At 45.0% G+C, this 1,217-nt stretch carries 1 protein-coding gene and 1 pseudogene; both read left to right on the plus strand.

Annotated features, from left to right (window positions below):
• On the plus strand, window positions 1-935 hold a 935-nt coding region (locus R7P72_RS25020), incomplete at its 5' end, for an FAD-dependent oxidoreductase (RefSeq protein WP_318110962.1).
• A 179-nt stretch (window positions 936-1,114) separates the two neighbouring features.
• Window positions 1,115-1,217, plus strand: a pseudogene (locus R7P72_RS25025) (nitroreductase); the annotation flags it as partial.

A 1,217-nucleotide genomic window follows, 5' to 3' on the forward strand; every position in this document is an offset into this window, starting at 1 on the left:
CACTTGCCTGTTACGAAACAGAAATTGTGGTTGAACCAACGTTCAAGAAGAAACATATTGCCGTTGTAGGCGCAGGCCCTGCTGGTTTAGCTTGTGCGACGACTTTAGCTGAACGTGGTCATAAAGTTGATCTGTTTGAAAAGAACGACCGGATTGGTGGGCAATTCCGCTTAGCGATGCAAATCCCGGGTAAAGAGGAATTCAGAGAAACGATTCGATACTTTGCTAATCGAATTGATGAAACGGGTGTAAATCTGCATTTGTCTACGGAAGCGAACTACGATTTGCTGACAGAGTACGATGAGGTTGTGATGGCTTCTGGTGTTGAACCTCGTAAGGTCAATATCGAAGGTATTGATAATGCAGAAAAAGTGGTGGATTACCAAACGCTGATTCGTGACAAAACGCCTGTCGGTGAAAAAGTCGCCATTGTTGGTGCTGGTGGTATTGGTCTTGATGTTGCAACAATGATTACCGAGCCAGCAGGGCAAACGTTGGATGATTGGCTGCATGAATGGGGCATTGATAAAGAAATGTCGCAACCAGGTGGATTGTATCCTTACACAGACGCGGTGAGTGACAAAGAAGTGTGGGTGCTTCAACGTCGCAAAGGTCGTGTTGGTAAAGGGCCGGGTAAAACGACAGGGTGGATCCATAAACGCACATTAGAAAAACGCGGAGTGCATCTGCTTGGTGGCGTGTCTTATGACAAAATTGATGACAACGGTTTACACATTCATGTAGATGGTAAGGAGCAACTTTTAGAGGCTGATAAAGTTGTTATTTGTGCGGGACAGGAATCAGTACGTCCTTTTGAAGACAAGTGGTCTGAACTTGGTGAAAAACTGCATATCATCGGTGGTGCTGATCATGCCGGTGAGTTGGATGCAGTGCGCGCAATTCGCCAAGGCGTAAAACTTGCTGTGAAGCTATAACATCAAGCTTTATATGACTCAAAAGCTGCGTGTGATGCGCAGCTTTTTTGTTTCTGCCACTCTCGGTTTGTGTGAATCATCACGATAATCCCTAAAAAACAGATTGTTATTCGAGTGAGAGGATTATGCTAAAGTGAGCAGCAAAGAAAATAACAGTTAGATTCAATAAGGACTCGCTCATGGAAGCTCTCGATCTTTTGCTTAACCGTCGCTCTATCGCCAAATTATCTGCGCCAGCACCAGAGGGCAAAGCGTTGGAGAATATTATTCGTGCAGGTCTTC

Source organism: Vibrio sp. Vb0888 (assembly GCF_033338835.1).
Taxonomy (GTDB): Bacteria; Pseudomonadota; Gammaproteobacteria; order Enterobacterales; family Vibrionaceae; genus Vibrio; species Vibrio alginolyticus.